Raw genomic sequence first — 26,789 nt, forward strand, 5'->3', positions numbered from 1 at the left:
GTGCGTCATTCCTCTTTCAGTTAGTCGGCGGTTGCAGGAGCCATGAACGCGGCCTCCAGCAACTGCTGGGTATAAGGGTGCTGTGGCGCGGCGAATACCTGCTCGGCCGGCCCCTGTTCAACCACCTTGCCCTGTTTAACCACCATCAGTTGGTGGCTCAGGGCCCTGACCACCGCCAGGTCATGGCTGATGAACAGGTACGTCAGGTTGTACTTGGCCTGCAACGAGCGCAGGAGTTCCACCACCTGGCGCTGTACCGTGCGGTCGAGCGCCGAGGTGGGCTCGTCCAGCAGTATCAGCGCCGGTTTCAACACCAGTGCCCGGGCAATGGCAATCCGCTGCCTTTGCCCGCCGGAAAACTCATGGGGGTAGCGGAACCGGGTCTCCGGGTCCAGCCCTACCTCCTTGAGCGCGTCGATGACGGCCTGCTCCTGCTCCTCTTCGCTGCCCATGCCGTGGATGCGCAGGCCCTCGCCGACGATCTGGCTCACGCACATGCGTGGGCTGAGACTGCCGAAGGGGTCCTGGAAGACCACCTGCATCTGCCGCCGCAGCGGCCTCACGGCCTGTTGCGACAACCCGTCCAGCGCCTGGCCCTGGAAACGGATGGCGCCCTGGCTGCTCAGCAGCCGCAGGATCGCCATGCCGAGGGTGGACTTGCCGGAGCCGCTCTCGCCCACGATGCCCAGGGTCTGGCCCTGCAGCAGGCTGAAGTCGATACCGTCCACCGCCTTCACATGGTCCACCGTGCGCCGCAGCAACCCTTTCTTGATCGGGAACCACACGCGCAGGTCGTCCACTTCCAGCAGCGGGGCGCCGGCGGGGTTGGCCGCCGGTGCGCCGCTGGGCTCGGCGCCGAGCAGTTCCCGGGTGTAGGGATGCTGCGGAGCGCGGAACAATTCTTCACACGACGCCTGTTCGACGATGCAACCGCGCTGCATGACACATACGCGGTGGGCGATTCGTCGCACCAGGTTGAGATCATGGGTGATCAGCAGCAGGGCCATGCCCAGGCGGGCCTGCAATTCCTTGAGCAGATCGAGGATCTTCAGCTGCACGGTGACGTCCAGCGCGGTGGTCGGCTCGTCGGCGATCAGCAGCTCCGGCTCGTTGGCCAGGGCCATGGCGATCATCACCCGCTGGCGCTGGCCGCCGGACAGCTCGTGCGGATAGGCCTTGAGGCGCTTGGCGGGCTCGGGGATGCCGACCAGCTCGAGCAGCTCGATGATCCGCGCCTCAGCGGCCTGGCCGGTCAGGCCCTTGTGCCAGGCCAGCACCTCGCCGATCTGCTTGCCGATGCTGTGCAGCGGGTTGAGCGAGGTCATCGGCTCCTGGAACACCATGGCGATGCGGTTGCCGCGGATGCCACGCAGCTTGTCCGGGGCCAGCCTGAGCAGGTCCTGGCCGCCATACTGAATGCTGCCGGCCGGGTGGCGGGCCAGGGGGTAGGGCAGCAGGCGCAGGATGGAGTGGGCGGTGACCGACTTGCCCGAGCCGCTCTCGCCGACTAGGGCCAGGGTCTCGCCCTTGCGGATATCGAAGCTGACGCCGTCGATCACGCGTACGGCCTTGCTGCCGGTGACGAACTCGACGGCCAGGTCACGCACTTCGATGAGGTTGTTCGAATCGGTCATCTCATTTCCTCGGGTCGAAGGCATCGCGGGCGGCTTCGCCGATGAACACCAGCAGGCTGAGCATCACGGCCAGCACGGCGAAGGCGCTGATGCCCAGCCAGGGTGCCTGCAGGTTGGCCTTGCCCTGGGCCACCAGTTCACCCAGCGAGGGCTCGCCGGCGGGCAGGCCGAAGCCGAGGAAGTCCAGCGAGGTCAGGGTGCCGATGGCGCCGGTGAGGATGAAGGGCATATAGGTCATGGTCGAGACCATGGCATTGGGCAGGATGTGGTGGAACATGATGCCGCCGTTGCCCATGCCCAGCGCGCGGGCCGCGCGCACGTACTCCAGGTTGCGCCCACGGAGGAACTCGGCGCGTACAACATCGACCAGGCTCATCCAGGAGAACAGCAGCATGATGCCCAGCAGCCACCAGAAGTTGGGCTGCACGAAGCTGGCCAGAATGATCAGCAGGTACAGCACCGGCAGGCCGGACCAGACCTCTAGGAAGCGCTGGCCGGCCAGATCGACCCAGCCGCCGTAGTAGCCCTGCAGGGCGCCTGCGAAGACACCGATCACCGAGCTGGCCAGGGTCAGCGCCAGGGCGAACAGTACCGATACGCGGAAGCCGTAGATCACTCGCGCCAGCACGTCGCGGCCCTGGTCGTCGGTGCCCAGCCAGTTCTGCGCCGAGGGCGGTGCGGGCGCTGGAACCTGCAGTTCGTAGTTGATGCTGGAGTAGCTGAAGGGGATCGGCGGCCAGAGCATCCAGCCATCCTTCGCTGCGATCAGCTCCTGGATGTAGGGGCTCTTGTAGTTGGCCTGCAGTGGAAATTCGCCGCCGAAGGTGGTTTCCGCGTAGCGCTTGACCACTGGGAAGTACCACTCGCCGTCATAGCGCACGGCCAGCGGCTTGTCGTTGGCGATCAGCTCGGCACCCAGGCTGAGCACGAACAGGATGAGGAACAGCCACAGCGACCACCAGCCACGCTTGTGGGACTTGAACAGGGCGAGGCGGCGTTGATTGAGGGGGGAGAGCGCCATTCTCAGTTCTCCCGGCTTTCGAAGTCGATGCGTGGGTCGATCAGGGTGTACATCAGGTCGCTCACCAGCTTGGCCACCAGGCCGAACAGGGAAAAGATGAACAGGGTGCCGAACACCACCGGATAGTCACGGTTGACGATGGATTCGAAGCCCAGCAGGCCGAGGCCGTCGAGGGAGAAGATCACCTCGATCAGCATCGAGCCGGCGAAGAAGATACCCAGCACCGCCGCCGGGAAGCCGGCCACCACGATCAGCATGGCGTTGCGGAACACATGGCCGTAGAGCACGCGGCTGTCGGTCAGGCCCTTGGCGCGAGCGGTGACCACGTACTGCTTGCCGATCTCGTCGAGGAAGCTGTTCTTGGTCAGCAGGGTGAGGGTGGCGAAGTTGCCGATCACCAGGGCCGTCACCGGCAGGGCCAGGTGCCAGAAGTAGTCGAGGATCTTGCCGCCCAGGCTGAGTTCGTCGAAGTTACCCGAGGTCAGCCCGCGCAAGGGGAACCAGTCCCAGTAGCTGCCGCCAGCGAACAGCACGATCAGCAGGATGGCGAAGAGGAAGGCGGGGATGGCGTAGCCGATGATGATCGCCGAGCTGGTCCAGACATCGAAGGCGCTGCCGTGGCGGGTGGCCTTGGCGATGCCTAAGGGGATCGAGATCAGGTAGGTGATCAGCGTGCCCCACAGCCCCAGGGAAATGGAGACCGGCATTTTCTCCAGGATCAGCTCGATCACCGTGGCATCGCGGAAGAAGCTCTCACCGAAGTCCAATTGGGCGTAGTTGCTGATCATCAGCCAGAAGCGCTCGGGGGCGGACTTGTCGAAGCCGTACATCTTCTCGATCTCGGCCACCAGCTCCGGGTCCAGGCCCTGGCCGCCGCGGTAGTTGGAGCCGGCCACGGCGACTTCGCCGCCACCGCCGGAAACCCGAGCGGTGGCGCCACCGGAGGCGGCATCGAAGCCTTCCAGCTTGGCGATCATCTGCTCCACCGGGCCGCCGGGAGCGGCCTGGACGATGATGAAGTTGATCAGCAGGATGCCGAGCAGGGTGGGGATGATCAGCAGCAGGCGACGAAATATATAGGCCAGCATTACTCGGCTTCCTGCTCGGTTTCGGCGGCGGGCGCTGGTTGTAGTGCGTTAAGTGGCTGTTCTTCCCACCAAGTCATCAGTCCGTAGTCGGAGTGAGGTGTTGTTTTGGGGCGTCCGAAACGCTTCCAGTAGGCGACGCGCCAAGCATCCACATAATAGTTGGGCACCACGTAGTGGCCCCACAGCAGGGCGCGGTCCAGCGCGCGGGCATGGGTAACCAGCGATTGGCGCGAGTTGGCGCGGATCAGACTTTCGACCAGCTTGTCGATGGCCGGGTCGTGCAGGCCGATGTAGTTCTGGCTGCCAGCCTTGTCGACGCTGCTGGAGTGCCACATATCCAGTTGCTCGTTACCCGGCGAATTGGACTGCGGCCAGACCGCAGATGTCATGTCGTAGTCCCACTCGCGCAGGCGATTGATGTATTGCGATACGTCGACTCGGCGGATCTGCAGATCGATGCCCAGTTCGGCCAGGTTGCGTTTGAACGGCAGCACCACCCGTTCCAGATTGGGCTGGAAGTTGAGGAATTCGAAGGCCAGCTGCTTTCCGTCCGGGCCGATCATCTTGTCGTTCTCGATGCGGTAACCGGCCTCGGTGAGCAGCTGGAAGGCACGGCGGCTCTGCTCGCGGATGATGCCGCTGCCATCGCTGACCGGTGGCTTGAACTCCTGGGTGAAGACCTCCGGCGGCAGCTTGTCGCGCAGCGGCTCCAGCAGCTTTAGCTCGGCTTCCGAGGGCAGGCCGCTGGCGGCCATCTCGGAGTTCTCGAAGTAGCTGTGGGTGCGCTTGTAATCGCCGTAGAAGATCTGCTTCTTGGCCCATTCGAAGTCGAACAGCTGGGCGATCGCCTCGCGTACACGGCGGTCCTGGAATATCGGTCGGCGCAGGTTGAATACATAGCCCTGCATGCCGGCGGGAACCTGTTTCTGAATGGATACTTGCACATACTTGCCGGCTTTCAGGGCTGGAGAGTCGTAGCCGGTATTCCAGTCTTTGGCCGAGAACTCTTCGTTGACATCGAACTGGCCGGCCTTGAAGGCCTCCAGGGCGACCTGGGTGTCGCGGTAGTAGTCAACGCGGATGCGGTCGAAGTTGTACAGGCCGCGGCTTACCGGCAGGTCATTGGCCCACCAGTCCTTGACTCGCTCGAATTCAACACTACTGCCTGGCGAGACCTTGCTGATCTTGTAGGGGCCGCTGCCCAGTGGCGGCTCTAGACTACCCTTGCCGAAGTTGCGTGTGGCCCACCAGTGTTTCGGTAGTACCTCTATCTGACCGAGAACCAGCGGCAGTTCGCGGTTGTCCTTGTGCTTGAAGTCGAAGCGCACCTTCAGCTTGTCCTCGGCCACCACTTGCGCCACGTCGGCGTAGTAATGGCGGTATAGGGGGTCGCCTTTTTCCAGGAGGATGTTGAAGGTGAAGATCACGTCCTCGGCCGTTATGGGGGTGCCGTCGTGGAAGCGCGCCTTGGGGTTGAGGATGAAGCGTACGTAGCTGTTGTCCGGCGCCTTCTCGATCTTCTCTGCAATCAAGCCGTACTCGGTGAGAGGCTCATCCTGTGAGTGATAGGTCAGGCTGTCGTAGATCATGCCGACGCTGGCCGATGTGCCCTTGGGGATGAAGGGGTTGAGACTGTCGAAAGTCCCGACGCCACGTAGACGAAGCAGGCCGCCCTTGGGTGCATCTGGATTGACGTATTCGAAGTGCTTGAAGTCCGCCGGGTACTTGGGCGGTTCGTCGTAGAGGGTGATGGCGTGCCGCGGTTCGGCCTGGGCCGCGCCGGCCAGCATCAGCAGGGCGGCGCCGAGGGTGTGCAGGGTAGGGCTCATCGAACGGTCTCCGTGGGCTTCAGCCACCAGGCCCGCAGCCCCAGGGTGTAGGGCGGGGTGGTGACGAAGGCGAACCGGTTACGGTACGCCAGGCGATGGTGATTGATGTACCAGTTGGGAATGCTGTAGTGCTGCCAGAGCAGAACCCGGTCCAGGGCCTTGGTAGCGGCCACCTGCTCCTCGCGAGTCTGGGCGGCGAGCAGCTTGTCGAGCAGGGTGTCGACCACCGGGTGGCGCACGCCTGCGTAGTTCTTGCCGCCTTTCACGCCGGCCTGGCTGGAGTGGAAGTACAGCCATTGTTCCAGGCCGGGGCTTAGGCTCTGCGGCAGGGTCATGAGGATCATGTCGTAGTCGAACTGGTCGAGGCGTTGCTTGTACTGGGCGCGGTCCACGGTGCGCAGGTCGGCCTGGATGCCGATGCTGGCCAGGTTCTCGGTGTAGGGCTGGAGGATGCGTTCCAGGTTGGGGTTGACCAGCAGAATCTCGAAGCGCAGGCGCTCGCCCTTGGCGTTGACCAGATGCTGGCCGGAAGGTTTCCAGCCGGCTTCGGCGAGCAGGCCCAGCGCCTTGCGCAGGGTCTCACGCGGAATGCCGCGGCCGTCGGTGGCGGGCAGGGTGAAAGGCTGGGTGAACAGCTTGGCCGGCAGCTGCTTGCGATAGGGTGACAGCAGCAGCCACTCCCCACCCTCGGGCTTGCCGCTGGCGGCGAATTCGCTGTTGGGGTAGTAGCTCGGGCTGCGCTTGTAGGCGCTGTTGAACAGGGCGCGGTTGGTCCACTCGAAGTCGAACATCAGGCCCAGGGCCTCGCGCACCTTGCGCGCGGCGAAGGTGTCGCGGCGGCTGTTCATGAACAGCGCCTGGGTCTGGGTCGGGATCTGGTGCGGGATCTCGGCGCGGATCACGTCGCCACGGGCGATGGCGGGGAAGCGGTAGGCGTTGGCCCAGTTCTTCGCCTGGTGCTCGATGTAGAAGTCGAACTCGCCAGCCTTGAACGCCTCGAAGGCCACATTACTGTCGCGGTAGAACTCCACCTCGACCCGGTCGAAGTTGTACTTGCCGCGGTTGACCGCGAGCTTCTCGCCCCACCAGTCTTTGACCCGCTCGAACACCAGGCGCCGCCCCGGTTCCACCTGGGTGATGCGGTAGGGGCCGCTGCCCAGCGGCACATCGAAGCTGGTAGCCCTGAAGTCGCGTTTCTTCCAGTAGTGCTGGGCCAGTACCGGCAATTCGCCGAGGCGCAGGATCAGCAGCGGATTGCCGGCGCGCTTGAACACGAAGCGGATGCGGTGGCGGTTGAGGATGTCCACCCGCTTCACTTCCTGCAGCGTGGTGCGGTACTGCGGGTGGCCGTCCTTGACCAGGGTGCGGTAGGTGAAGGCGACGTCGAACGCGGTGATCGGCTGGCCGTCATGGAAGCGCGCTTCCTCGCGCAGGTTGAACACCACCCAGCTGCGGTCCTCGCTGTACTCGACGCTCTTGGCGATCAGCCCGTAGCTGGAGGCCGGCTCGTCGCCCGACGGGTCGTAGGGACCGGTGCCGACCATCAGCGGTTCATTGAACTCGCTGACTCCGTATTGCAGGAAATTGGGCGCCGCCGAAGGGCTACTTCCCTTGAAACTATAAGGGTTGAGGGTGTCGAACGTGCCATAGGCCATGACCCGCAGCGTGCCGCCCTTGGGCGCGTCGGGGTTGACCCAGTCGAAGTGGGTGAAGCTGGCCGGGTACTTGAGCATGCCGAACTGGGCGTAACCATGGCTTTCGCTGATGGTCGCGAAAGCGGGAAAGCTCATGGTCAGGCCGAGGATCAGTGAGATCAGGGAGCGCATCGGGTGCGGGGTCCGGTCCATGGGGCTTCTTGCGGCATAGGGGGCAGGGCTGGTTTTTCGCCGCTGTTGGCGATCGATGATCGCCCATTTGTGCAGGGCATGCCGGCTGGTTGTTTGCCGGTACAGTAACAGCTTGTATCCGCTGGAAAAAGAGTGCCTTTTCCAGGGCATGTGCCATCAATTTGATTACACTGAAACAAATTGCGAAGAGGTTGCTGTCTTGGTGGAACGCAGTGTCGGCTTACAGGCATGGATAGACCGTTTGAATCAGGCCGAATTGCCTGCTCTCGCCGCCGTGGTGCAGGACCTGCATCGCCTGTCGCAGGCCGACAAGGCCTCGGTACAGCAACTGGCCGACGTGCTGCTGCGCGACGCCTCGCTCACTTCCAAGGTGCTGCGGGTCGGTAACAGCGTCTATTACAACCCTTCCCAGGAAAGCATCCGCACCATTTCGCGAGCCATCGTGCTGATCGGCTTCGACAATGTACGCCTGATCGGCATGTCGGTCAGCCTGATCGACAGCCTGCTCACCCGGGTGCCGCGCGAACAGCTGCAGATGCTTCTGGCACGCTCGTTCCATGCTGCCGTGCAGGCGCGCAACATCGCCGGCTACGTGCTGACCAAGAACCAGGAAGAAGTATTTATCGCCGCGCTGCTGCACACGGTCGGCGAGCTGGCCTTCTGGGCCTGCGGCGGCGAGCAGGCCGACGAGCTGGCCGATGCCTTGGAACAGCCCGGCGTGGAGGTGGACGATGCCACCCGCCAGGTGCTCGGCCTCACCTTCCGCCAGCTCACCCAAGGTTTGGTGAAAAGCTGGAACCTGGGCGAGCTGGCCGCCTTCGCTCACGGCAGCGGCAACCAGCACGACCCGGCGGTGCGCGCCATCAGCCTCGGCGTGAAGATCAGCGAGGCGGCGCTGGAAGGCTGGGACTCGCCGGAGATGGAGAAGCTGGTGGAGCAACTGGCGGAGTTCACCGGGGTCAGTGCCGAGGACGCGCTCAAGCAGGTGCTGGAGAGCGCCCAGGAAGCGGTCGAGGTGGCGGCTACCTTCGGTGCCAGCCAGCTGTGCAAGCTGATTCCCAACACCGATCCGGAACAGATCAAGCTGCAGCAGCAGGAGCGCAAGGCGCGCCTGTTGCAGCCGAACCTGCTGGTGCTGCAGCAGGCGCTGCAGGACCTGGGCATGATGGTCAACCAGAAGGGCGACGTCGGCCTGATCCTCGACACCCTGCTCAAGGGCCTGCACCAGGGCGCGGGTCTGGAGCGGGTGATGCTGACCGTGCTGGCTGATGGGCAGACCGCCTTCCGTGCCAAGCGTGCGGTGGGCGAGGGCACCGAGCAGTGGCTGACGGACTTCCAGCTGCCGGCCAAACAGGCCGAACAGCCGCATATCTTCAGTTACGCGCTGCGCAACCGTGAGGCTCTGTGGATGGGGGTGCCGGCCAGCTACAACCTGGCCGAGCTGGTGACCCTGCCGATGCGTCAGATGCTCGGCCAGGGCATGTTCTTCATCGCCCCGCTGCTGGCCGGCACCCGCGAGATCGGCGTGCTGTATGCCGACAGCCGAGTGTCCGGACGGGCGCTCAAGCACGAGCAGTTCGTCGCCTTCCAGCGCTTCACCCAGCTCACCGGGCGCTGCCTGGAGGCGTTGAGCAAGCGCTGACGAAAAGGCCGCCCTGAGGCGGCCTTTTTCATGGGGCGGGACTTCTGTCAGTCGAGATACAGGGTCAGGGTCTGCCCCGGCTTCAGCGCGCGGCTGTCGCTGCGCGGGTTCCAGCTCTGCAGATGCTTGACGTTGACCTTGAAACGCTGGGCGATCAGGTACATCGAGTCGCCGTTCTTGACCCGGTAGTAGGTGACGTTCTGCCGCGCATTGCTCTTCGTCGCGGCCACCGAGTTGCCGGTGCCGCCGCTGCCGCCGCGGATATCCAGCACCTGGCCCAGGCTCAGCTTGCTGCGGGCATTCAGGCCGTTCCAGCGCTGCAGGTCCTTGAGCGAAACGCCGTGGGCATTGGCGATCTGCCAGAGGTTGTCGCCGCTCTTCACCTTGTAGCGCTGCGGCTGGCTGGCCGGCGCCTTGGCCACCTGCTGCAGGCCCTCGACCGGCTCGCGGCCGCCCTGGGCGGGGATGTTGAGGACCTGGCCGACGCGCAGGCTGTTGCTGCGCAGCTGGTTGACGTCCTTCAGGGTGTTCACCGTCAGGTGGTAGCGGTTGGCGATGCTGTGCAGGTTGTCGCCCGAGCGCACCCGGTATTCCTGCCAGCGCACCACTTCCTGCGGCTTCATCAGTGCCAGGTTGGCATTGAACAGCTCGGCCTTGGCAATCGGCACCAGCAGATGCTGCGGGCCGTCCATGGTGATGCCCTTCTTGAAGGCGGGGTTGAGGCTCTCCAGCTCGTCCTCTTCCATATCGACCATGGCCGCCACCCGGGCCAGGTCCAGGCCCGGCTTGCTCGCCACCTGCTCGAAGTAGGGCTCGTTGGCGATCGGGTTGAGGCGCACGCCGTAGGCTTCCGGCGACAGCACGATCTGCGACAGGGCCAGCAGCTTGGGCACGTAGTTCTGGGTTTCCTGCGGCAGCGGCAGGTTCCAGTAGTCGGTGGGCAGGCCGAGCTTCTGGTTGCGCTCGATGGCGCGGCTCACCGTGCCTTCGCCGGCGTTGTAGGCGGCCAGGGCTAGCAGCCAGTCGCCGTTGAACATGTCGTGCAGGCGGGTCAGGTAGCTCAGCGCGGCATTGGTCGAGGCGGTGATGTCGCGGCGGCCGTCGTACCAGTTGGTCTGGCGCAGGTTGAAGTGACGGCCGGTGGAGGGAATGAACTGCCAGATGCCGACGGCATGGCTACGCGAGTAGGCGAGGGGGTTATAGGCGCTCTCGATTACCGGCAACAGGGCCAGCTCCATCGGCATGTTGCGCTCTTCCAGGCGCTCGACCACATAGTGGATATACAGGCTGCCGCGCTCGCTGGCGTTTTCCAGGAAGGACGGGTTGCTGACGAACCACAGGCGCTGGTTCTCGATGCGCGGGTTGATGCCGATCTCGTCCTGCAGCTTGAAGCCGTCGCGCATGCGCTCCCAGATATCCGTGGGCGCTTGCGGTTCGGCGGACTCGTTGAGCCACTCCGGCTCCTGCTGCAGGGCCACGGCGCGGTCGGTGTCGCTGCCATCGTCGTCGCTCGGCGCCATGTTCTGACAGCCTGCCAGACCCAGGCACAGAAGCACCGCCAGAGCCTTCGCTCGCCGGGTCAGCGCTGCTGAATCAAGGGTTCCGAAAGGTAATAAGAACATCGGTCGGTAGCATCTGCCGGCGCAAAAAAGTGGGGGGATTCTAGGAATGCCCCCTGGGGTGGTCAAGTTTTCACCACCCCTCCGGTCAGTTGTCAGGCCACCTTGAACTGGTCTTTCCAGCTGCGCAGGCAAGCGAACACCTCGTCCGCCGTGCGCTGCTGGGCGCCGTTCCGCTCGTCGATTTTTTCTTTAATGGATGTTTCCCCGCAGCGTAGGAACGGATTGGTGGCCTTCTCCAGGGCGATGCTGGAGGGCAGGCTGATACGTCCGCTGGCACGCCAGGCGCTGACCTCGGCGAAGCGCGCGGCCACTGCCGGATTGTGCGGCTCCACCGCACGGGCGAAGTGCAGGTTGCTCAGGGTGTATTCATGGGTGCAGTACACCTCGGTGGCATCCGGCAGGGCGGCCAGGCGCTGCAGGGAGTGGTTCATCTGCTGCGGCGTGCCCTCGAACAGGCGGCCACAGCCGGCGGCGAACAGAGTGTCGCCGCAGAACAGCCAGCCTTCCTCGGCCTGGTAGTAGGCGATATGGCCGAGCGTATGGCCGGGCACGGCATATATAAGGAAGCTGCGGCCGAGCACCTCGACCCGCTCGCCATCATCCAGCGCCAGATCGCGGGCCGGGATGTTCTCCTGCGCCGGGCCGCTGACCCGGGCGCCGGTGGCATCCTTCAGTTTGAGCACACCGCCGATGTGGTCCGGGTGGTGATGGGTGACGAGGATGTCGCTGAGCCGCCAGTCCGGATGCGCGGCCAGCCAGTTCAGCACCGGCTGCGCGTCGCCCGGGTCGACCACGGCGCAGCGGTGGGTGGCCGGATCCTGCAACAGCCAGATGTAGTTGTCGCTGAAGGCGGGCAGGGCGTCGATCTGAAACATGTGCGGGGTCGCCATTTGGAGAGCAATGGCGCATCTTAATCGTCATCACCGAGCTTGTGTCATGGAGGTCCCGATGAGCGAACCACCCTTCGCCCAGGCCGATGCCGACTGGCTGCAACTGACCGCCGCCGCCCGCGAGTGGCTGGCATCGCCGCTGGGCGAGCTGCTACTGAGCGAAGAGCGCCAGGCGCTGGACGAGGAACTGGCGCGCTACTTCGGTGGCTACCTGGTGCATTACGGCCCGGCCGCGGCCGAGCCGCCCAAGGCGCCGCAGATTCGCTGCAATGTGCGCATGGGCGCGCCGCTGGCCGGCGTGCACATCGCCTGCGAGGAGCAGGCCTGGCCACTGGGCGAGCACGCCGCCGACGTGGTGGTGCTGCAGCACGGCCTGGACTTCAGCCTGTCTCCCCATGGCCTGTTGCGCGAGGCGGCGCGCAGCGTGCGCCCGGGCGGCTATCTGCTGGTCACCGGAGTCAATCCCTGGAGCACCTGGGGCCTGCGCCATTACTTCGCTCGCGATGGTTTTCGCCAGGCCCGCTGCATCTCCCCCAGCCGCCTGGCGGACTGGCTCAGCCTGCTGGGATTCGCGCTGGAGAAACGTCGCTTCGGGTGCTATCGTCCGCCGCTTTCTGCGCCGGCCTGGCAGGCGCGTCTGGCCGGGCTGGAACGCTGGGGCGGTCGTCTGCAGGCTCCTGGCGCCGGCTTCTATCTGCTGGTGGCGCGCAAGCTGGTAGTCGGCCTGCGCCCGTTGCGGCCGATCCAGCGGGCCAGCATGGGCAAGCTGCTGCCGATGCCGGTGGCCAAGGTCAGCCGGCGCGACTCGGATAACTAGAGCATTCAATGAGCGAAGAAGTAGTCGAGATCTATACCGATGGCGCCTGCAAGGGCAATCCCGGCCCGGGCGGCTGGGGTGCGCTGATGATCTACAAGGGCGCGGAGAAGGAGCTGTGGGGCGGCGAGCCCAACACCACCAACAACCGCATGGAGCTGATGGCGGCGATCTGCGCGCTGCTCGCCCTGACCCGACCCTGTTCGGTGCGTCTGGTGACCGACTCGCAGTATGTGATGAAGGGCATCCAGGAATGGATGCCCAACTGGAAGAAGCGCGGCTGGAAGACCTCGACCAAGGAGCCGGTGAAGAACGCCGACCTGTGGCAGGCGCTGGACGAGCAGGTCAATCGGCACAAGGTCGAGTGGCAGTGGGTGCGCGGGCATACCGGCCAACCCGGCAACGAGAAGGCCGATCAGCTGGCCAACCGCGGTGTAGATGAAGTGAGGGCAATGAAGCATGCGTAGTGTGGTACTGGACACCGAAACCACCGGCATGCCGGTCACCGATGGTCACCGGATCATCGAGATCGGCTGCGTCGAGCTGGAAGGACGGCGCCTGACCGGCCGCCACTTCCACGTCTACCTCAACCCCGATCGCGAGATCGACGAGGGTGCGATTGCGGTCCACGGCATCACCAACGAGTTCGTTGCCGACAAGCCGCGCTTCAAGGACGTGGCCGACGAGTTCTTCGAGTTCATCACCGGTGCCCAGCTGATCATCCACAACGCGGCGTTCGACGTTGGCTTCATCAACAACGAATTCGCCCTGCTGGGGCAAACCGAGCGCAGCGACGTCAGCGATTACTGCTCGATTCTCGACACCCTGCTGATGGCCCGCGAGCGCCACCCTGGCCAGCGCAACAACCTCGACGCCCTGTGCAAGCGCTACGGCGTCGACAACTCCGGCCGCGACCTGCACGGCGCATTGCTCGACGCCGAGATCCTCGCCGACGTCTACCTGACCATGACCGGTGGCCAGACCCACCTGTCGCTGGCCGGTGAAGGCGGTGACGGCTCCGGCCGCGTGCTGCCCAGCCCGATCCGTCGCCTGGATCCGGGCCGCAACCTGACCCGCGTGCTGCGCGCCAACGCCGAGGAGCTGGCGGCCCATGCGGCGCGCCTGGCGATCATTGAAAAGTCCGCCGGCGGTCCGTCGCTGTGGGCCAAGATGGACGCGCCAGCGGAAGAACCAGTGAGCTGAGCGGAACCGGTCGTATGGCCAATGCGACCTTTTCTTACAGCCTTCCGCACTGGGGGTTCCGCCCGTTGGGGCGAACTTCTAACCTGAGGGGATAGGTGCCCGAGAGCACCACCCTCAGGAACCTCCAATGTATAAAGACCTGAACTTCCCCATCCTCATCGTTCACCGCGACATCAAGGCCAATACCGTCGCCGGCGAACGCGTCCGCGCCATTGCCGAAGAGCTGAGCAAGGACGGCTTCACCATCCTCCCCACCGCCAGCTCCGCCGAAGGGCGCATCGTCGCCTCCACCCATCACGGCCTGGCCTGCATCCTGGTCGCCGCTGAGGGGGCGGGTGAGAACCAGCGTCTGCTGCAGGACATGGTCGAGCTGATCCGCGTCGCCCGCGTGCGCGCGCCGCAGCTGCCGATCTTCGCCCTCGGCGAACAGGTGACCATCGAGAACGCGCCGGCCGAGGCGATGGCCGATCTCAACCATCTGCGCGGCATTCTCTACCTGTACGAAGACACCGTGTCCTTCCTCGCCCGCCAGGTGGCGCGCGCGGCGCACAACTACCTCGACGGCCTGTTGCCGCCGTTCTTCAAGGCGCTGGTGCAGCACACCGCGCAGTCCAACTATTCCTGGCACACGCCCGGTCACGGCGGCGGCGTGGCCTATCGCAAGAGTCCGGTGGGGCAGGCCTTCCACCAGTTCTTCGGCGAAAACACCCTGCGTTCCGACCTGTCCGTGTCGGTACCGGAGCTGGGATCGCTGCTCGACCACACCGGCCCGCTGGCCGAGGCCGAGGCCCGTGCGGCGCGCAACTTCGGCGCAGACCACACCTTCTTCGTGATCAACGGCACCTCGACGGCGAACAAGATCGTCTGGCACTCCATGGTCGGCCGCGATGACCTGGTGCTGGTGGATCGCAACTGCCACAAGTCGATCCTCCACTCGATCATCATGACCGGCGCCATCCCGCTGTACCTGTGCCCGGAGCGAAACGAGCTGGGCATCATCGGACCGATTCCGCTGAGTGAATTCAGCAAGGAATCGATCCAGGCCAAGATCGACGCCAGCCCGCTGGCTCGCGGTCGCGCGCCCAAGGTCAAGCTGGCGGTGGTGACCAACTCCACCTACGACGGCCTCTGCTACAACGCTGAGATGGTCAAGCAGGCCCTGGGCGACTCGGTGGAGGTGCTGCACTTCGACGAGGCCTGGTATGCCTACGCCGCCTTCCACGAGTTCTACGCCGGCCGCTACGGCATGGGCACCCAGTGCGATGAACATTCGCCGCTGGTGTTCTCCACCCATTCCACCCACAAGCTGCTGGCGGCCTTCAGCCAGGCCTCGATGATCCACGTGCAGGATGGTGGGGCGCGCCAGCTGGACCGTGATCGCTTCAACGAAGCCTTCATGATGCACATCTCCACTTCGCCGCAGTACGGCATCATCGCCTCGCTGGACGTGGCCTCGGCGATGATGGAAGGCCCGGCCGGACGCTCGCTGATCCAGGAAACCTTCGACGAGGCGCTGAGCTTCCGTCGCGCCCTGGCCAACCTGCGCCAGAACCTGAAGCAGGACGACTGGTGGTTCAGCATCTGGCAGCCGGACCAGGCCGGCGGCGAGGGCGTGCACACCGCCGACTGGCTGCTGCAGCCCAACGCCGACTGGCACGGCTTCGGCGAAGTGGCCGAGGACTACGTGCTGCTCGACCCGATCAAGGTCACCCTGGTGATGCCGGGGCTGTCCGCCGACGGCAAGCTGACCGAGGCCGGCATTCCTGCGGCGGTGGTCAGCAAGTTCCTCTGGGAGCGCGGCCTGGTGGTCGAGAAGACCGGCCTGTATTCCTTCCTGGTGCTGTTCTCCATGGGCATCACTAAGGGCAAGTGGAGCACCCTGCTCACCGAGTTGCTGGAGTTCAAGCGCCTGTACGACGCCAACGTGCCGCTGCTCGATGCGCTGCCCTCGATCGCCCGCGAGGGCGGCGCGCGCTACGCCGGCATGGGCCTGCGCGACCTGTGCGACCAGCTGCACGGCTGCTACCGCGAGAACGCCACGGCCAAGGCGCTCAAGCGCATGTACACGGTGCTGCCGCAGGTGACCATCAAACCGGCCGATGCCTACAACCAGCTGGTGCGTGGCGAGGTCGAGGCGGTGCCGATCGAGCAACTGGAGGGACGCATCGCCGCGGTGATGCTGGTGCCCTATCCGCCGGGAATTCCGCTGATCATGCCGGGCGAGCGCTTCACCGCCGAGACACGCTCGATCATCGACTATCTGCAGTTCGCCCGCACCTTCGACAGCCAGTTCCCCGGGTTCGACGCCGACGTGCACGGCCTGCAGCGGGAGGAAGTGGCGGGGCAGGCCTGCTATACAGTGGATTGCATCAAGGAGTAACGCACGGCCTGTAACCTCTCCGAGTGACGGGCAGGCCGGCCACGCCATCGGGGGAGTCATGGCTGAGGACAAAGGCGCGCGGGGCGAGATGGGTTTCTGGACCTGTACCGCCCTGGTGGTCGGCAACATGGTCGGTTCGGGGGTGTTCCTGCTGCCCTCCAGCCTGGCGCCCTATGGCGGGCTGAGCCTGATCGGCTGGCTGGTGTCGAGCACCGGCGCGGTGCTGTTGGCGCTGACTTTCTCGCGCCTGGCGCGCTTCAATCCCGCCGCCGGCGGTCCCTACGCTTACACCCGCGACGCCTTCGGCGGCTTCGCCGGTTATCTGTGTGCCTGGACCTACTGGAAGGCGGCCTGGATCGGCAATGCGGCGATCGCCGTGACCCTGGTCGGCTACCTGCAGGTATTCCTGCCGGTGTTGCGGGCGCCGATACCGATGGTGGGCACCGCCATCGGCGCGATCTGGCTGTGCACCCTGATCAACCTGCGCGGCATCACCGCCTTCGGCTACGTGCAGAACGTGCTGACCCTGCTCAAGCTGGTGCCGTTGCTGCTGGTCGGCGTGCTCGGCTGGTTCTACTTCAACCCCGAGTACCTGACCATCCCCGAGCCGGCGCAGCTGCCTGGCGGCGGTTACGCCCAGGCCATCGCCACCACGGCGGCGCTGACCCTGTGGTCGTTCATCGGCCTGGAGTCGGCCACGGTGCCGGCCGAGCACGTGCGCGATCCGCGCCGCACCATTCCGCGGGCCACTCTGGTCGGCACCCTGGTGGCGGCGGCGGTGTACATCCTCTCCATCACCGCCGTGCAGGGCGTCCTGCCGCCGGAGGTCCTGGCTAAGTCCACCGCGCCCTTCGCCGACGCGGCGCGGGTGATGCTCGGCGACTGGGGTTACTACTTCATCGCTGGCGGCGCGGTAATCGCCTGCCTCGGCGCGCTCAACGGCTGGGTGCTGCTGCAGGGGCAGATCCCCATGGCCACCGCCCGTGACGGCCTGTTGCCGGAGTCCCTGGCCAAGACCAATCGCTATGGCGTGCCGGCCAACGGTCTGCTGGTCTCGGGCGTGCTGGTGACCCTGCTGGTGATCGTGGACGGTCAGGGCGAGCTGGTCGACGTGTTCAACGTGATCATCCTGCTCGGTACCATGGCCGGCGTGGTGCCCTATGTATTCTGCGCCGCGGCGCTGCTGCACCTGCTGGCGATGCGTCCCGGCGACTTCGGCCGCCATGAGAGCGGCCGTCTGCTGTGGATCGGCTGCTGCGCCTTCATCTACTCGATGTGGGCACTGTATGGCACAGGCGAGCAGGCGATCTTCTGGGGCTTCCTGGTGCTGATGGTCGGCATTCCGCTCTACACCTGGCGCCAGTGGCGCAACCGGGTAGAGGCGGACTTCGGTAAGTGAGGCCGGGCCTCACAACCAGTAGCTGACCGCCCACCAACCCAGGCCGCCCATGACCACCGTGTAGGGCAGGGCCATCCACACCATGCGCCCGTAGGACAGCCGGATCAGCGGCGCAATGGACGAAGTGAGGAGGAACAGGAAGGCCGCCTGGCCGTTGGGCGTGGCCACGCTGGGCAGGTTGGTGCCGGTGTTGACGGCCACCGCCAGCGCCTCGAAGTGCTCGCGACTCATGTTGCCGGCGAGGAAGGCCTGCTTGACCTCGGTGATGTAGATGGTGGCGACGAACACATTGTCGCTGATCGCCGAGAGCAGCCCGTTGGCGATGAACAGCATGCCCGGCTGCTGCTCCGCCGGCAGGGCGAGCACCGCCTGGATCAGCGGGGTGAACAGCTGCTGTTGCTGGATCACCGCGACCACGGCGAAGAAGGTCACCAGCAGCGCAGTGAACGGCAGGGCGTCCTGGAAGGCGCGGCCGATGCGGTGCTCGTCGGTGATCCCGGAGAAGGCGGTGATCAGGACTATGACGCTCAGGCCGATCAGGCCGACCTCGGCCACATGCAGGGCCAGTCCGATGATCAGCAGCACTGCTGCTAGGCCCTGCACCAGCAGCGCGGCACGCTGTTCCGGGGTGCGCTGGGCATCGCTGGCGCTGGCGTGCTCGGCCAGCACTTGGCGCACGGCGGCCGGCAACTGGGCGCCATAGCCGAACCAGCCCAGACGTTCCAGCAGCACGCAGGTAGCCAGGCCGGCGGCCAGCACCGGAATGGAAACGGGAGCCACGCGTAGGAAGAAATCGGCGAAATTCCATCCCATTTCATGGCCGATCAGCAGATTCTGCGGCTCGCCCACCAGGGTGCACACGCCACCCAGGGCGGTGCCCACCGCACCGTGCATCAGCAGGCTGCGCAGGAACGCACGGAACTGCTCCAGGTCGGCGCGGTGCAGTTCGACCGGCTCCTCGTCCAGGGCGTCCTCGTCCTGCGGGCCGCGGCCAGAGGCGACCCGGTGGTAGACCGCATAGAAGCCCAGCGTGGCCGCGATGATCACTGCGGTCACGGTCAAGGCATCGAGGAAGGCCGAGAGGAAGGCTGAGAGCAGGCAAAACAGCAGCGCCAGCAAGGCCTTGGAGCGCACGCCGAGCAGCAGGCGGGAGAACAGGAACAGCAGCAGGTCCTTCATGAAGTAGATGCCGGCGACCATGAACATCAGCAGCAGGATCACCGGGAAGTTGTGCGCCAGCTCCTCGTAGAGGGCCTTCGGCGTGGCCAGGCCGAGCAGGATGGCCTGCAGCACCAGCAGCCCGCCGGGCAGCAGCGGGTAGCACTTGAGCGCCATGCCCAGGGTGAAGATGAACTCGCCCACCAACAGCCAGCCGGCCGCCACCGGGCCGGCAGCCCAGAGCACCAGCGGATTGACGAGCAGGAAGAAGAGGATGGTCAGCTTGTACCAGGGTGGCGAGCTGCCGAGAAAGTTGTGCGCGAGGGCGCCGGCCAAGGATCGCTTCATCGGTGTCTCTCCCCTGAAGGAAAAAGGGCGAAGATTCCGGGCCAGTTCCAAAAAGATCAAGCGTTTAACGGATATAGTCAGAAATCTTCTTAGCTTTGCTAGCGTGTCCTGCGTCACAGTGGCCAGCATCGACTTTTGTTTCGTGCTTGTTATAGTGGGCCGATTGATTCCAAAACAACATATCTATGTGCGCCGCCGTGCGCCTTGCCCTTGAGGATGATCTGCGTGCCCGAATACAAAGCTTTCCGTGTCGAGCTCATCGACAAGATCGCCCATGTGCAGATCAACCGCCCGGAGAAGGTCAACGCGATGAACGTCGACTTCTGGGAGGAGATCATCGAGATCTTCCGCTGGGTCGATGAAACCGACGAGGCCCGCGTGGTGGTGCTCTCCGGTGCCGGCAAGCACTTCTCCTCGGGCATCGACCTGATGCTGCTGGCCCAGGCCGGCAGTGCGCTGGGCAAGGACGTCGGCCGCAACGCCGAGGCCCTGCGTCGCAAGATCCTGCAGCTGCAGGGCTCGTTCAACGCCGTCGACAACTGTCGCAAGCCGGTGTTGGCAGCCATCCAGGGCTACTGCCTGGGCGGCGCCATCGACCTGATCTCGGCCTGCGATATGCGCTATTCCACCGCCGATGCGCAGTTCTCCATCAAGGAGATCGACATGGGCATGGCCGCCGACGTCGGCACCCTGCAGCGCCTGCCGCGCATCATCGGTGACGGCATGATGCGCGAGCTGGCCTTCACCGGTCGCACCATCGACGGCAACGAGGCCCTGCGCATCAGCCTGGTCAACCGCACCTACGCCAGCCAGGAAGAGCTGCTGGCCGGCGTGTTCGAGATCGCCCGCGAGATCGCCGCCAAGTCGCCGATCGCCATCCGCGGTACCAAACACATGATTCGCTACATGCGCGACCACCGGGTCGACGATGGGTTGGAGTACGTGGCCAACTGGAATGGCGCCATGCTGCAATCCGCCGACCTGCGCGTGGCCATGGCCGCGCACATGAGCAAGCAGAAACCGGAATTCGCCGACTGAGAGGTTCATCAGACCCATGGTCACTGGAGCGACATCCCTGAGCTTGGTGCGTGACGAGTTGTTCACCACCATGGAAGAGACCGAACAGAGTCTCGAACAGTTCATTGCCGAACGGAACAACGGCAGCCTGCTGCAGCAGGCCGTGGAAAACCTGCAGCAGGTGCGTGGCACCCTCAATCTGATTGAACTGGCCGGCGCCGAGCTGCTGGCCCAGGAAGTATTGCAGCAGGCCACCGACATTCCCGCCGGTGCCGGCGAGGAGCGTGACGGTCAGCTGGCGGCACTGAGCAATGCCCTTTACGTGCTGCGCCGCTATCTGGAAAACGTCGACGCCAGCCGCCAGGAAATGCCCGAGCTGCTGCTGCCGGCGATCAACGATCTGCGTCAGGCCGGTGCCCAGCCGCCGTTGCCGGAGAGCTTCTTCTTCAGCGTGCGCCTCGACCAGGCGCGCCCGGCCGGCGTGCCGCTGGCTGCTGCCAGCGCCGAAGATGCGCGCCGCCTGCGCCACATGTTCCAGGTCGGCCTGCTCGGCTTTATCCGCGAGGACAACCCGCAGGCCGGCCTCAAACTGATGCTGCGTGCCCTGGGGCGCCTTGACAGCCTGTTCGTCGACAAGCCGGCCGGTCGCCTGTACTGGGCCGGTGCCGCCGCCGTGGAATCGCAGCTGGATGGCCAGCTGCTGCCGCGCAAGTCGCGCAAGCAGCTGTTCTCGCGCCTGGATCGCGAGATCAAGCAGGCCCTGGTCGCCAACGGCAGCTACGAGGCGCCGCGCAGCCTGCTCAAGGAACTGCTCTATCTGGTGGCCCTGGCCGACAGCCGCGGCCCCCAGGCCAGCGCCGTACGCGACGTGTTCGGCCTGACCCCGCTGCCGTTCACCGATCACCTGCTGGACGAGGAATACCAGCGCCTGTCCGGCCCCGGCCAGGGTGTGATGCGCTCCTTGTCCACTGCCATCCGCGAAGAGCTGGCCAGCGTCAAGGACCTGCTCGACCTGATCGAGCGCGGCACCGCCCAGCCCGACAGCTTCGGCAATCTGCACGCGTTGCTCGGCAAGCTGGCCAAGACCCTCAGCATGGTCGGCCTCAGCTCCGCGGCCAACGCGCTGCAGGTGCAGCTGCCGATAGTCGGTGGCTGGAGCGAGAACAGTCCCGCTGCCAATACCGATCTGCACAAGCTGGCCGAAGCGGTGCTCTATGTGGAGAGCATGGTCGCCAGCCTGGAGCGTGGCGAGCAGCGCAACCAGCGTCCGGCGCCGGTGCAGCCGGGAGACGAGGGAGAAGCCTTCGCCGCTCACCAGCTGGTCGAGGCCCGTATCGTGGTGGTCGACGAGGCCCAGGGCGGCCTGGCCCTGGCCAAGCGGGCGATCACCTCCTACCTGGAAGCCAATGGCGACAAGCTGCACCTGGCCAACGTGCCGTTCAGCCTGCAGGCGGTGCGTGGCGGTCTCTGGTTCCTCGGCCAGGAGCGTGCGGCCAAGCTGATCGGCCTGTGTGCCGACTACATCCAGACGCAGATGCTCGATGCCCGGCAGATGCCTTCCGAGCAGATGCTGGAAACCCTGGCCGATGCCCTCAGCAGCCTGGAGTACTACCTCGAAGGCGGCGCCGTGCTGCGCCCCGAGACCACGCCGAGCGTGCTCGACCTGGCCGAGGAAAGCGTGCGTGCCCTTGGCCTGTCGGTAACCCCCTGATGGCTTCTGGCTGGCAGACCACGCCGCCGCTGGATAATGCCCAGGCCGGTGGCTGGGCGCTGGTACGCAGCTCCCAGGGCTTCCTCGCCGACGGCAACGGCGTGCTGTTCCCGCGTGAATGGCTGAAGCGCCAGGATCTGCCCCTGCTGGCCGAACACGGCCTCGGTCATTTCGACGGCGAGCCGGTCTGGCTGCTGACGCTGGATCGGCCGGCGGAGATGCCCGGCTGCTTCTGGCAGGGCCTGCGCCAGTTCATGCTGCAGGCCGATTATCCAACCTTCCGCATGCTCTCGTTCGCCGAGCAGGTCGGCCACTGGGATCTCAATCACCGCTTCTGCGGCCGCTGTGGCAGCCGTAATCGTCTGGTGCCGAACGAGCGCTGCATGCGTTGCCCCGAGTGCGGCCTGGATAGCTACGCGCGCATCTCGCCGAGCATGATCGTGCTGGTCAGCCGTGGCGACGAGGTGCTGCTGGCCCGTTCGCCGCGCTTCGTGCCGGGTGTCTACAGCACCCTGGCCGGCTTCGTCGAGCCGGGCGAGTCGGCGGAGGAGTGCGTGGCCCGCGAGGTGCGCGAGGAGGTCGGCATCGAGGTCGGCAACCTGCAATACCTGGGCAGTCAGGCCTGGCCCTTCCCGCATTCGCTGATGCTCGGCTTCCATGCCGAATACGTCAGTGGCGAGATCGTGCCGCAGGCCGACGAGATCGAGGACGCCCGCTGGTTCCCCATCGACCAGCTGCCGCCGTTGCCGATGCATCGCTCCATCGCCCGCTACCTGATCGATCTCTATGTGGCTCGCCGTCTCGGCCAGCCGGAGCCACAGCTGCCGCGCTGAGTGTCAGCCGCCCACGGAGTCGGTGAAGGTCAGGCGATTGCCGAACGGATCGCGCAGGCTCATGTCGCGGCTGCCCCAGGGCTGGGCCTCGATGCTGGGCCGCGCATAGCCGTATTCCTTCTGCTCCAGCTCCTGGTGGAACGCGTCCAGCGCATCGGTCTCGATGCGCATCGCCGCGCCCGGGCAGGCGTCCCCGTGGTGCTCGGACAGGTGCAGCACGCAGCCGCCGCGGGATATCTGCAGATACAGCGGCATGCCGGGCGCGAAGCGGTGCTCCCAGTCGATCCGGAAGCCCAGATACGCCACATAGAATTCCCGCGCCTTGGCCTCGTCGAAGATGCGCAGGATCGGGGTGGTTTTGCTCAATTGCACAGTGCGCTCCTCAGAACCAGTGCTGCCAGGCCAGGCGCGCGGTCAGCGCCAGTACCACCAGGATGAATACCGGGCGGATGAACTTGGAGCCGCCGCGGATCGCCGTGCGTGCCCCGAAGAAGGCGCCGGCCATCAGTGCCAGGCCCATGCTGATGCCGAGCAGCCAGGCGACCTGGCCGGCGATGATGAACACGGTGAGGGCCATGGCGTTGCTGACGAAGTTCATGCTGCGCGCCACGCCGCTGGCTCGTACCAGGTCCATGGGGTAGAGCAGCAGGGTGCTGACGGTCCAGAAGGCGCCGGTGCCGGGGCCGGCCACGCCATCGTAGAAGCCCAGACCCAGCCCTTGCGGCCATTGGCGACCCTGGGCCACGGGCGCGTCCTGCTGGCCGTGGGTCTCCGGCGTCTTGCCGAACAACAGGTACAGGCCGCAGCCGAACACCACGGCCGGGAGCATCTGGTTGAGCCAGGCGGCCGGCAGCCAGTGGGCGATGATCGCGCCGATCGCCGCGCCGATCGCCGTGGCGATCAGCGCGTTGCGCCATTGCCGCGGCGCGAACAGCTTGCGTCGGTAGAAGGTGTAGCTGGCGGTGGCCGAGCCGAAGGTGGCGCACAGCTTGTTGGTACCCAGCACCAGGTGCGGCGGCAGGCCGGCGGTAAGCAGGGCGGGAATGGTCAGCAGACCGCCGCCGCCGGCGATGGCGTCGATGAAACCGGCGGTGAAGGCGACGATGGCGAGGATCAGCAGTGTGGTCTGATCGACTCCAAGCTCGAAGGGAAAGGGCATAAAAAACTCGAAGTGGGTTCAATTGTGCGGCGCCGTTGCTGGTTCGCCCCGCAGCTGCTGAGCATAATGCCGAGAAAAATTCGTATAAGGAATCACACGCATGCAGTACGACGGCCTGGCCTGGTTCACCGGCCTGCTGGCCCTGCTGGCGCTGTTCATCGCCGCCCGCATCCTGTTCGCTCCCAACTGGTTCCTCGCCTGGCTGCGCGGCACCGCCGGCCTGGCCTTCCTGGCCCTGGCGCTGCTGATTGGCGTGGTCGCCTATGACCTGCGCAGCTATGACGCCCAGGTACAGGACAAGCCGCTGGTGACCCTGAGTTTCGCCGCCGACGGCCCGCAGCGCTACCGGGTCAACCTGCTGGAGGGTGGCGAGGAGCGTGAGGTCACCCTGGAGGGCGATCTGTGGCAGCTGGACGCTCGCCTGCTGGACTGGAAGGGCCTGGCCGCACTGATCGGCCTGGAGCCCGGCTACCGCCTGGAGAAACTCTCCGGCCGCTTCCTCGCCATCGAGCAGCAGCAGAGTGCCCGTCATGCCCAGGTGCAGCTGGCGCAAAGTCCCTATGGCATCGACCTGTGGCGCTGGCTGCGCTTGGGACAGCGCGACCTGTTCCTGTTCGATCCGCAGGCTGCGCGTGTCACCTACCTGCCGATCGCCGACGGCGCCGCCTTTACCGTCAGCCTCAGTCCCACCGGGCTGCTGGCCAGGCCGATGAACCAGGCCGCTGAGCAGGCGCTGAAGGACTGGCAGTAGGTCTTTCGCAGGCAAACAAAAAGGGACCCTAGGGTCCCTTTTTCATGTCCGGTGCAAGCCTCAGGAGAGGAAGCCGCCGTCCACGTTCAGCGCCACGCCGGTGGTGTAGCTGGAGGCATCGCTGGCCAGGTACAGCACGGTGCCGGCCATCTCGCTCGGAGCGGCTACGCGCTTGAGCGGGATGCGCTGCAGGGCGACGTTGAGGATCGAGTCGTTCTTGGTCAGCGCCGAGGCGAACTTGGTGTCGGTCAGACCCGGCAGCAGGGCGTTGCAGCGGATGCCGAACTGCGCGCACTCCTTGGCGAAGACCTTGGTCATGCTGATCACGGCTGCCTTGGTCACCGAGTAGATGCCCTGGAACTCGCCCGGCGAGACGCCGTTGATTGAGGCGACGTTGATGATCGAGCCGCCGCCGTTGGCCTTCATCAGCTTGCCGCCTTCGATGGACATGAAGTAGTAGCCGCGGATGTTGACGTCGACGGTCTTCTGGAAGGCGCCCAGGTCGGTGTCCAGCACGTTGCAGAACTGCGGGTTGGTGGCGGCGTTGTTGACCAGGATGTCGAGGCGGCCGAACTGCTCGCGGATAAAGGCAAAGACGTTGCTGATCTGTTCCATCTCGCCGATGTGGCAGGCGATGGCGGTGGCCTTGCCGCCGTCGGCGACGATGGCGTCGGCGACCTTCTGGCAATCGTCGATCTTGCGGCTCGAGACGATCACATGGGCACCTTGCTGGGCCAGCAGTTTGGCGATGGCCTCACCGATGCCGCGGCTGGCGCCGGAGACGAAAGCGATCTTGCCGTCGAGGTCGAACAGGTTGGTCTTGGACATTGCTAGTACCTTGTCTGAGCCGGGTTACAGGGTGGATTTGTTGATGACCTGCAGGGCAGCCTGCTCCAGCAGCTTGTTCATCATGATGAACTGGGCGAAGCGCTTGTCCTTGGTCTGGCCATGGAAGAAGCGGTAGTAAATCTGCTGGACGATGCCGGCCAGGCGGAACAGGCCGTAGCAGTAGTAGAAGTCGAAGTTGTCGATCTGGATGCCGGCACGCTGGGCGTAGTAGTCGACGAACTCCTGGCGGCTCAGCATGCCCGGCGCGTTGCTCGGCTGGCGGCGCATCAGCTGCATGGGCTGCGGGTCGGCGGCTTCGATCCAGTAGGCGAGGGTGTTGCCCAGGTCCATCAGCGGGTCGCCGATGGTGGTCAGCTCCCAGTCCAGCACGCCGATGATCTGCATCGGGTTGGCCGGGTCGAGGATCACGTTGTCGAAGCGGTAGTCGTTGTGCACGATGCCCGGCTTGTGGTGGTCGGCCGGCATCTTCTCGCGCAGCCAGGCCTTGACCGGTTCCCAGGTCGGCGCGTCGGGGGTCAGGGCCTTCTCGTAGCGGTCGCTCCAGCCTTCGATCTGGCGCTTCACGTAGCCTTCCGGTTTGCCCAGATCGGCCAGGCCGCAGGCCTGATAGTCGACGTTATGCAGGTCGACCAGCTTGTCGATGAAGCTCTTGCACAGGGCGTTGGTCTGCTCGGCGCTGAAGTTCAGCTCGGCCGGCATGTCGCTGCGCAGGATGATGCCCTTGACCCGCTGCATCACGTAGAACTCGGCGCCGATCACCGACTCGTCGGTGCAATGCACGTAGGCCTTGGGGCAGTACGGGAAGCCGGCGTTGAGCTGGTTGAGGATGCGGTACTCGCGGCCCATGTCGTGGGCCGACTTGGCCTTATGGCCGAACGGCGGGCGACGGAGGACGAATTCCTGCTCGGGGTATTCCAGCAGGTAGGTCAGGTTGGAGGCGCCGCCGGGGAACTGGCTGATGCGCGGCGTACCGGTGAGACCGGGGATGTGCGCCTTCAGGTACGGGTCGATCTGCGCGGCATCGAGCTCTTCGCCTTCGCGGATGCCGGTGGACTGGTCTGTCAGCGTCATGCTTATCCCTTCTGATGATGATGGGTGCCACTAATCATTGGCTAATCTAATGTTGCCTGCGGGCCCTAACAAGCAAAGCACAGCGTTATAGATGTGGCTGTTGGTTGTCGATCAAGGGGCCTGATTTGCTCGCGATGCGCGACGGCAGGCGAAAAAAAACCGGAGCCCTAGGACTCCGGTTTCTGCGTCGCAGGCTTTGCCCGAGGGCTTATACCGGGAACAGCTCGGCCAGTTTCATGGCCAGCATCATGTCGCCTTCGGCGCGCAGCTTGCCGCCCATGAAGGCCTGCATGCCGTCGGTTTCGCCGCTGGCGATGCCGGCCAGGGTGGCGCTGTCCATGATCAGGGTGACGTTGGCGTTGGCATTGTCGCCCTGTTGCACGTCGCAGGTGCCGTCCTTGACGATCAGCGCGTAGTTCTCACCGTCTTCGATGTTGAACTGGAACACCAGGTCCAGGCCGGCGGCGGCGCTGGCGTTGAACTTGGACTTCATGGTGTTGATGGTGTCGGCAACGGAGCTCAT

23 protein-coding genes are annotated in these 26,789 nt (G+C 65.2%); 10 read left to right on the forward strand and 13 right to left on the reverse strand.

All coding sequences use genetic code 11. From position 1 onward, the window contains the following. Nucleotides 1–20 precede the first annotated feature (20 nt). Genes FFS62_RS10020 through FFS62_RS10040 form a run of 5 tightly spaced genes read right to left on the reverse strand, consistent with a single transcriptional unit; the run spans nucleotide 21 to nucleotide 7,398 of the window. On the reverse strand, nucleotides 21–1,634 hold the full coding sequence (locus FFS62_RS10020) for an ABC transporter ATP-binding protein (RefSeq protein ID WP_137972671.1): 1,614 nt from the start codon (nucleotides 1,632–1,634) through the stop codon (nucleotides 21–23). A 1-nt stretch (nucleotide 1,635) separates the two neighbouring features. After that, the gene (locus FFS62_RS10025; protein ID WP_137972672.1) at nucleotides 1,636–2,655 is read right to left on the reverse strand and encodes an ABC transporter permease; all 1,020 of its coding nucleotides are present in this window, start codon (nucleotides 2,653–2,655) and stop codon (nucleotides 1,636–1,638) included. A 2-nt stretch (nucleotides 2,656–2,657) separates the two neighbouring features. Next, on the reverse strand, nucleotides 2,658–3,743 hold the full coding sequence (locus FFS62_RS10030) for a microcin C ABC transporter permease YejB (RefSeq protein ID WP_137972673.1): 1,086 nt from the start codon (nucleotides 3,741–3,743) through the stop codon (nucleotides 2,658–2,660). Next, the gene (locus FFS62_RS10035) at nucleotides 3,743–5,572 is read right to left on the reverse strand and encodes an extracellular solute-binding protein (protein WP_137972674.1); all 1,830 of its coding nucleotides are present in this window, start codon (nucleotides 5,570–5,572) and stop codon (nucleotides 3,743–3,745) included. The genes FFS62_RS10030 and FFS62_RS10035 overlap by 1 nt, the downstream gene beginning before the upstream one ends. Further along, nucleotides 5,569–7,398 (reverse strand): extracellular solute-binding protein, encoded by a 1,830-nt coding sequence (locus FFS62_RS10040; RefSeq protein WP_137973399.1) that lies wholly within the window; start codon nucleotides 7,396–7,398, stop codon nucleotides 5,569–5,571. Before FFS62_RS10040 ends, FFS62_RS10035 begins: the two co-directional genes overlap by 4 nt. Before the next feature lie 169 nt (nucleotides 7,399–7,567). Here FFS62_RS10040 and FFS62_RS10045 point away from each other — a divergent pair, with 169 nt between their 5' ends. Then, nucleotides 7,568–9,061: an HDOD domain-containing protein gene (locus FFS62_RS10045; protein ID WP_371920116.1), complete on the forward strand. Its 1,494-nt coding sequence runs from the start codon at nucleotides 7,568–7,570 to the stop codon at nucleotides 9,059–9,061. A 47-nt stretch (nucleotides 9,062–9,108) separates the two neighbouring features. On the opposite strand, the gene FFS62_RS10050 is transcribed toward FFS62_RS10045, so the two are convergent. Then, complete coding sequence (locus FFS62_RS10050; RefSeq protein WP_137972676.1) at nucleotides 9,109–10,683, reverse strand: LysM peptidoglycan-binding domain-containing protein; 1,575 nt, start codon at nucleotides 10,681–10,683, stop codon at nucleotides 9,109–9,111. A gap of 92 nt (nucleotides 10,684–10,775) precedes the next feature. Then, the gene (gene gloB, locus FFS62_RS10055) at nucleotides 10,776–11,558 is read right to left on the reverse strand and encodes a hydroxyacylglutathione hydrolase (protein WP_137972677.1); all 783 of its coding nucleotides are present in this window, start codon (nucleotides 11,556–11,558) and stop codon (nucleotides 10,776–10,778) included. A 73-nt stretch (nucleotides 11,559–11,631) separates the two neighbouring features. Here gloB and FFS62_RS10060 point away from each other — a divergent pair, with 73 nt between their 5' ends. From FFS62_RS10060 to FFS62_RS10080, 5 genes are all read left to right on the forward strand, one after another. Continuing rightward, on the forward strand, nucleotides 11,632–12,390 hold the full coding sequence (locus FFS62_RS10060) for a class I SAM-dependent methyltransferase (RefSeq protein WP_137972678.1): 759 nt from the start codon (nucleotides 11,632–11,634) through the stop codon (nucleotides 12,388–12,390). Between the two features lie 8 nt (nucleotides 12,391–12,398). After that, a complete protein-coding gene (gene rnhA, locus FFS62_RS10065) occupies nucleotides 12,399–12,854 on the forward strand; it encodes a ribonuclease HI (RefSeq protein ID WP_137972679.1) in 456 nt (151 codons plus the stop codon). Beyond that, complete coding sequence (gene dnaQ, locus FFS62_RS10070) at nucleotides 12,847–13,590, forward strand: DNA polymerase III subunit epsilon (protein WP_137972680.1); 744 nt, start codon at nucleotides 12,847–12,849, stop codon at nucleotides 13,588–13,590. The genes rnhA and dnaQ overlap by 8 nt, the downstream gene beginning before the upstream one ends. Nucleotides 13,591–13,717: 127 nt before the next feature. After that, nucleotides 13,718–15,970, forward strand: coding sequence for an Orn/Lys/Arg decarboxylase N-terminal domain-containing protein (locus FFS62_RS10075; protein ID WP_137972681.1), 2,253 nt, complete (start codon nucleotides 13,718–13,720; stop codon nucleotides 15,968–15,970). Nucleotides 15,971–16,028: 58 nt separating this feature from the next. Continuing rightward, a complete protein-coding gene (locus tag FFS62_RS10080; RefSeq protein ID WP_137972682.1) occupies nucleotides 16,029–17,369 on the forward strand; it encodes an amino acid permease in 1,341 nt (446 codons plus the stop codon). A gap of 9 nt (nucleotides 17,370–17,378) precedes the next feature. Here FFS62_RS10080 and nhaB read toward each other — a convergent pair whose 3' ends face one another. Then, nucleotides 17,379–18,875 carry a sodium/proton antiporter NhaB gene (gene nhaB / locus FFS62_RS10085; RefSeq protein WP_137972683.1) on the reverse strand — a complete coding sequence of 499 codons (1,497 nt, stop codon included), beginning with the start codon at nucleotides 18,873–18,875 and terminating at the stop codon, nucleotides 17,379–17,381. Between the two features lie 225 nt (nucleotides 18,876–19,100). Here nhaB and FFS62_RS10090 point away from each other — a divergent pair, with 225 nt between their 5' ends. The 3 genes from FFS62_RS10090 to nudC are packed head-to-tail and all read left to right on the forward strand — an operon-like array spanning nucleotide 19,101 to nucleotide 22,436. After that, nucleotides 19,101–19,913: a crotonase/enoyl-CoA hydratase family protein gene (locus tag FFS62_RS10090; RefSeq protein WP_137972684.1), complete on the forward strand. Its 813-nt coding sequence runs from the start codon at nucleotides 19,101–19,103 to the stop codon at nucleotides 19,911–19,913. Between the two features lie 16 nt (nucleotides 19,914–19,929). Then, entirely contained in the window at nucleotides 19,930–21,603 is a 1,674-nt protein-coding gene (locus FFS62_RS10095) for a ferrous iron transporter B (protein ID WP_137972685.1), read from the forward strand. Then, nucleotides 21,603–22,436 carry an NAD(+) diphosphatase gene (nudC, locus tag FFS62_RS10100; RefSeq protein ID WP_137972686.1) on the forward strand — a complete coding sequence of 278 codons (834 nt, stop codon included), beginning with the start codon at nucleotides 21,603–21,605 and terminating at the stop codon, nucleotides 22,434–22,436. The genes FFS62_RS10095 and nudC overlap by 1 nt, the downstream gene beginning before the upstream one ends. Nucleotides 22,437–22,439: 3 nt before the next feature. On the opposite strand, the gene FFS62_RS10105 is transcribed toward nudC, so the two are convergent. Both FFS62_RS10105 and FFS62_RS10110 read right to left on the reverse strand, forming a co-directional pair. After that, the gene (locus tag FFS62_RS10105) at nucleotides 22,440–22,808 is read right to left on the reverse strand and encodes a glyoxalase superfamily protein (protein WP_137972687.1); all 369 of its coding nucleotides are present in this window, start codon (nucleotides 22,806–22,808) and stop codon (nucleotides 22,440–22,442) included. 10 nt (nucleotides 22,809–22,818) lie between these two features. After that, nucleotides 22,819–23,595: a TSUP family transporter gene (locus FFS62_RS10110; RefSeq protein WP_137972688.1), complete on the reverse strand. Its 777-nt coding sequence runs from the start codon at nucleotides 23,593–23,595 to the stop codon at nucleotides 22,819–22,821. A 100-nt stretch (nucleotides 23,596–23,695) separates the two neighbouring features. On the opposite strand from FFS62_RS10110, the gene FFS62_RS10115 reads away from it, so the two are divergent. Next, on the forward strand, nucleotides 23,696–24,346 hold the full coding sequence (locus tag FFS62_RS10115; protein WP_137972689.1) for a hypothetical protein: 651 nt from the start codon (nucleotides 23,696–23,698) through the stop codon (nucleotides 24,344–24,346). 60 nt (nucleotides 24,347–24,406) lie between these two features. Here FFS62_RS10115 and FFS62_RS10120 read toward each other — a convergent pair whose 3' ends face one another. The 3 genes from FFS62_RS10120 to FFS62_RS10130 form a co-directional block, all read right to left on the reverse strand. After that, entirely contained in the window at nucleotides 24,407–25,174 is a 768-nt protein-coding gene (locus FFS62_RS10120; RefSeq protein WP_137972690.1) for an SDR family oxidoreductase, read from the reverse strand. Nucleotides 25,175–25,198: 24 nt separating this feature from the next. Continuing rightward, entirely contained in the window at nucleotides 25,199–26,266 is a 1,068-nt protein-coding gene (locus FFS62_RS10125) for a phosphotransferase family protein (protein ID WP_137972691.1), read from the reverse strand. Nucleotides 26,267–26,474: 208 nt separating this feature from the next. Further along, nucleotides 26,475–26,789, reverse strand: coding sequence for an SCP2 sterol-binding domain-containing protein (locus FFS62_RS10130; protein ID WP_137972692.1), 315 nt, complete (start codon nucleotides 26,787–26,789; stop codon nucleotides 26,475–26,477).

This window comes from Pseudomonas sp. F(2018) (assembly GCF_005508865.1).
Classification (GTDB): Bacteria; Pseudomonadota; Gammaproteobacteria; order Pseudomonadales; family Pseudomonadaceae; genus Aquipseudomonas.